Source organism: Reinekea sp. (assembly GCF_982785585.1).
This window is the reverse complement of record NZ_CEYAVF010000005.1, coordinates 141,657-145,823: the sequence shown is the minus strand read 5'-3', so window position 1 is coordinate 145,823 and position 4,167 is coordinate 141,657. Positions and strand designations below refer to the sequence as shown.

Genomic DNA, 4,167 nt, shown 5'->3' with positions numbered 1-4,167 from the left:
GATGCCATTCAAGAGGCCGGTGACCATGTCGCCCATGAAATGGAGAAATTCCTCAATACCTTGGGCACGATAGCGGCGATATCGCCGTTGTTGGGCCTACTTGGTACCGTGCTCGGTATGGTGGATGTGTTTTCTGACATCATGTTGCAAGGCACCGGCAATACCGCGGTATTGGCCGGCGGCATCTCCAAAGCCCTCATTACCACGGCAGCGGGCCTATCCGTGGCCATTCCCGCAGTGATCTTTCATCGTGCTCTCGCGCGTAAGATCGATGAACTGCTGGTGCTGATGGAACAGGACAGTGCCAAACTGGTCGAGGCCATCTATAACGACGGGTCCAGTAACAAAAAATGAGATTCCGTCGCGGTCGTCAAGAAGAGGTATCGGTAAATGTCACACCACTGATCGATGTGGTGTTTTTGCTATTGATATTTTTTATGGTGACGACCACCTTCAGCCGGGAGACTCAACTGCAGATAGATCTGCCGGAGAGTCAAAGCCAAGTCGCGGCCGAAGACGAACTACCGATCGAAATCCTAATCGATCGAAGTGGTACCTATGCGTTGAACGATAGGGTGCTCTTAAAACAGGACATCGGCTCCCTAAAGCGTGCCTTGGCCGAGCTATCCGACACCTCGAAGACCAAACCCATTGTCATCACGGCCGATGCCCAGGCACCGCACCAATCCTTTATTGTGGCGCTCGATGCTGTGGCGCAATTGGGATTTAGCAAGGTCAGCATTACGACCCAGGCCGAAGCCAACTAGCCTGACCGGCCCGGTCCATTCAATGGCGCAATGAGGTCAGATAACAATGAAGTTCTGGTTTAACCCCACCTTAAGCTGGCAGGCCTTGTTGCTCTTGCCCTTGACCGCTCTGGTTTTACTGATTAGCCAAGGTAAGCGCCTGCGCCGCTCAACTCGGCCCTATACGCGGCCGGTTTTGGTCGTGGGCAACCTAACCGTTGGCGGCACCGGCAAGACGCCGATGATTATCTGGTTGGCAGAACTTTGTCAGCGTCATGGCATTCGCATCGCGGTGGTCAGTCGCGGCTATGGCGCCAAACCGGATAGGGCGTTTCCATTTCAGATAACCGAGCAGATTAGCGCAAAACACTGTGGTGATGAGCCCAAGATGCTGGCGCAACGGCTGAATATTCCTGTGGTTGTGGATCCGCAACGGCATCGGGCGGTTAACTTTGTCTTGGCCCATCACTCGGTCGATTTGATCATCAGTGATGATGGCCTACAACATTATGCCATGCACCGGGATCTAGAGATCCTCATGCTCGATGGCTTGCGCGGCTTGGGCAATGGCTGCCTCTTGCCTGCCGGACCTCTGCGTGAGACGGCCGGACGGCTCAAGAGTGTCGATTTTATTGTCGTCAAGCAGCACCCATTGGCGCTGCCCATGCCCTATGAACTGGCCCGATTAACGGCGGCCATTCCGCTCAACAGCCTAGGCAAAGCCTTGGTGCAAGGGCCGGTTAAGATCTGCTCTGGCATTGGTAATTTTAACTCGTTTCAACGCTCGGTGGTCGACCTCGGCTATGAGGTGATTGAGACCCTGTCCTTTGCCGATCACCAGCTGATTAGCCCGGAAGCACTGGCCAATAATCAATGGCCGATTATCATTACTGAGAAAGATGCCATTAAATTGGATCTAACGCGTTACCCCCACATTTATGTACTCACTATCGCTTTCGATTTCGATACCGAATTCGAGCGCCGAGTGTTAGCCAGCCTCAGGGAGCAAATCCATGCAAAAAGTCATCATCATACCGGCACGCTTTAGTTCTACTCGCCTGCCGGGCAAGCCCATGTTGGACATTGCGGGCAAGCCGATGATCGTTCGGGTGTGCGAGACGGCCAGCGCCGCGCCGGTCGATCAGATCGTGGTCGCCACCGATGATGCGCGCATTCAGGCGATTGTCCGTGAACATGGCTTTGAGGCGATTATGACGCGAGCCGATCACGTTAGCGGAACCGACCGATTGCAAGAGGCCGCTCAAATCCTGGGTTTGGCCGCCGACGACCTGATTATCAACTTGCAAGGCGATGAACCGCTAATGCCCGCCGATAATCTCAACCAGGTGGCGCAACTGTTAGTGCGATACCCTGAGGCCTCAGTTGCGACTCTCTACGAACTGATTGCCGTCGAATTGGGGCGTGACAACCCCAATATGGTCAAGCTGGTTCAAGCTGAAAACGATGCGGTGCTCTACTTTAGCCGATCGGCTATCCCCTTCGATCGAGACGGCCTGGCTGGGCCGGAGCATTTCTTAAAACGCCATGTCGGCCTGTACGCCTATCGAAAATCGGCGCTGGACCTATTTGTTACCTATGGCGAAGGTCAGCTGGAACGCTTGGAAAAGCTCGAGCAGTTGAGATTTATGGAACATGGCCATCGCATAGTCGCTCAAAAGTCCTTGCTGCCGATCCCGATCGGTGTGGATACGGCCGAGGATTTGGAACAGGTCAAACTGGCCTTTTTGAACACTAAGTCATGATCGACTCCACACCTCAACGAGTACAGGATGCCCGTCATCATGGTTGATATTAAACAGAACATCAGCTTGCAGGCCTTAAACAGCCTGGCCATTCCATCGCTTGCCAGTCATTTTGTCGAATTAACGCAGGAACAGGATCTGCCCGCCATTATCACCTATTGCAACGCTCACCAGCTGCCAATGCGGGTGCTCGGTGGCGGCAGTAACCTGGTGCTGTCCGACCGTATCGATGCCTGCGTGGTTCACAATGCACTGCTCGGCCGCGAGATTGTCGGGCAAACGATCGATCGGGTGGAGATCGATATAGCCGGCGGCGAGAACTGGCACGACCTGGTCGCCTGGACCATTGCTCAGGGTTGGTCGGGCTTGGAAAATCTGGCGCTGATACCCGGTACGGTGGGCGCAGCACCAGTGCAAAATATTGGTGCCTACGGTGTAGAGCTTGCCGATCGTCTCGTAAGCGTGCGCGCCTATGATCTATTCAACAGCGAATTTAGAATCTTCAGTAATGCCGAGTGTCTCTTTGAATATCGCAACAGCATCTTTAAAAGCGATGAAAATCGTTATTTGATCTGCTCGATTCGCCTCACTGTCGAGCAAGATTTTGTCCCCACGCTCGAATATGGACCCTTGCAAAGCCTCAAGGCACAACCAGACCTGTGCGCCGCAGATGTATTCGATCGGGTAGTGGCCATTCGGCAAGCGAAATTGCCCGATCCTAGGCTTATTCCGAATGCCGGCAGCTTTTTCAAGAATCCTCTGGTCGGTGCTGATGTTTTTCAACGACTGCAGCAGCAGTTCCCCGACTTGGTGTCTTTTCAGTCCGGTGCTGACTACAAGATTGCGGCGGGGTGGCTGATCGATAGGGCGGCGTTACGCGGCCAATCCAGTGCCGCTGGGGTAGGGTGTTACAGCGAACAGGCGTTGGTGCTGATCAACCCGCGGCGCGCCTCATCGACCGACGTCTTGGCCTGGTCAGGCTGGGTGCAGCAGCAGGTTGAGGGTTTATTCGGTTTGGCGCTGGAGGTTGAGCCGCGATTTTGGTCATAAGAGCGCTTTAAAAAAGGATAAAAAAAAGGGGCTCATTGAGCCCCTTTTCTATTAGTACAGAACAACCTAGTCTTGATCGGTCTTTTCGGCAGCAACTTTGCGACGACGAACTTCGCGCGGATCATTGGCGGCTCGTGCACCCGGCACAGCGGCATCTTCCGATGTCTCAGCTTCAGTATCGGCAGTTACCGGCGCAACGTCACTAACAGTGGCTTGCGCAACCGGCTCGGCCGCTATGGTCTCATGCGCAACTTCGGGCGTTGGCGACTCGGTCAGGATAGACGCAGCAGGCGTCTCCTGCTCGACCGTTTCCGATGGGCTGGCAGGTATCGCCGCAACTGGGGCTTCGATAATGGCCTCAGGAGTGCTAGCAACCTCTGCGACCACCTCAATTTCTGCCGCAACGGCTTCAAGCTCAGCAGAGGTCGACACTGCAACAGCGGCCTCGGGCTCAGCAACGGCCGCCTCTTCGACAACAACCTCGGGCTCAGCAGCAGCCACTTCAACAGTAACCTCAGGTTCAGCAGCAGGGGCCACTTCAGCTTCAGCTTCCACTTCAGGCTCAACGGCAGCAGTTACTTCAACCTCTGCTTCGGGCTCAACGGCAG

At 54.7% G+C, this 4,167-nt stretch carries 5 protein-coding genes and 1 pseudogene; 5 read left to right on the top strand and 1 reads right to left on the bottom strand.

What is annotated here, in order from left to right:
* From AC4FIC_RS04030 to murB, 5 genes are all read left to right on the top strand, one after another.
* Positions 1-354, top strand: a 354-nt coding sequence (locus AC4FIC_RS04030) for a MotA/TolQ/ExbB proton channel family protein (RefSeq protein WP_476194137.1), incomplete at its 5' end; no start/stop codon positions are given.
* Positions 351-767, top strand: a complete 417-nt coding sequence (locus tag AC4FIC_RS04025; protein ID WP_100257111.1) for an ExbD/TolR family protein — start codon at positions 351-353, stop codon at positions 765-767. The genes AC4FIC_RS04030 and AC4FIC_RS04025, both read left to right, overlap by 4 nt.
* Before the next feature lie 46 nt (positions 768-813).
* Entirely contained in the window at positions 814-1,794 is a 981-nt protein-coding gene (gene lpxK, locus AC4FIC_RS04020) for a tetraacyldisaccharide 4'-kinase (RefSeq protein ID WP_476194751.1), read from the top strand.
* Positions 1,760-2,509 carry a 3-deoxy-manno-octulosonate cytidylyltransferase gene (gene kdsB, locus AC4FIC_RS04015; RefSeq protein WP_476196196.1) on the top strand — a complete coding sequence of 250 codons (750 nt, stop codon included), beginning with the start codon at positions 1,760-1,762 and terminating at the stop codon, positions 2,507-2,509. Before lpxK ends, kdsB begins: the two co-directional genes overlap by 35 nt.
* Positions 2,510-2,548: 39 nt before the next feature.
* Entirely contained in the window at positions 2,549-3,559 is a 1,011-nt protein-coding gene (murB, locus tag AC4FIC_RS04010; protein ID WP_158524331.1) for a UDP-N-acetylmuramate dehydrogenase, read from the top strand.
* A 66-nt stretch (positions 3,560-3,625) separates the two neighbouring features.
* On the opposite strand, the pseudogene AC4FIC_RS04005 reads toward murB, so the two are convergent.
* Positions 3,626-4,167 (bottom strand): annotated as a pseudogene (locus AC4FIC_RS04005) (hypothetical protein); the annotation flags it as partial.

What these genes read in the sequence shown, in the direction of transcription:
- lpxK (WP_476194751.1), top strand. Translation starts at nt 814, where the DNA reads ATGAAGTTCTGGTTTAACCCCACCTTAAGCTGGCAGGCCTTGTTGCTC.
- kdsB (WP_476196196.1), top strand. Translation starts at nt 1,760, where the DNA reads ATGCAAAAAGTCATCATCATACCGGCACGCTTTAGTTCTACTCGCCTG.
- AC4FIC_RS04025 (WP_100257111.1), top strand. Translation starts at nt 351, where the DNA reads ATGAGATTCCGTCGCGGTCGTCAAGAAGAGGTATCGGTAAATGTCACA.
- murB (WP_158524331.1), top strand. Translation starts at nt 2,549, where the DNA reads ATGGTTGATATTAAACAGAACATCAGCTTGCAGGCCTTAAACAGCCTG.